Annotated in this window: 1 protein-coding gene; it reads left to right on the top strand. The window is 51.1% G+C overall.

Going from position 1 to position 528, the window contains the following annotated elements; all coding sequences use genetic code 11:
* Nucleotides 1–285: 285 nt before the first annotated feature.
* A partial coding sequence (locus Q4563_RS15765; RefSeq protein ID WP_303605139.1) for a hypothetical protein occupies nucleotides 286–528 on the top strand: 243 nt, incomplete at its 3' end.

The following is a 528-nucleotide window of genomic DNA, read 5'->3' as shown; positions in this document are numbered from 1 at the left end:
TTAAGGTTGATGGTAATGGGTTTTTCGGGAGCGGCCAGTTTGACGGTACAGGCTGATAAAACGCTGGCCAGAACAATCGCAGACACGCTCAAGACAATGCGGGGGGTGTATGGCATAACAAGCCTCCTGGGCAATTGGACTCTACTGTAACGTTGGATTGTGGCAATGCAACCGCTGTCTGGCGTCAGTAGACAGTCAGTACCCGGGTCTGGCATGGTCGGGTCGTCAGGGGATCGGTTGATCGATCAGACAGTGCAGCTTTTACCGTGCCCGGAATGATAATACGTGGATACGGTGTTTGATCAGGACTTTGGTTTATTTTATGGCATGGTTGACTTTCTAATGACAAATAGCCTTGTGCGATTCTCTCTGACAGCATGGTTGCTGTTGATCCTGACCTGTCCTGTGATGGCGGAATCCATCCGGGTTGCGGTGGGCATTTCCATGTCGCCCTATATTATTACTGAAGAAGACTCAGGGGCAGAGCTGGAGATTGTTCGCGAAGCGCTGGCGTTGCAAGGGTATGAC

It is taken from the genome of Gilvimarinus sp. 1_MG-2023 (assembly GCF_030548285.1).
The sequence above is the reverse complement of the archived record's forward strand: the minus strand, read 5'-3'. Positions and strand labels throughout refer to the sequence as shown.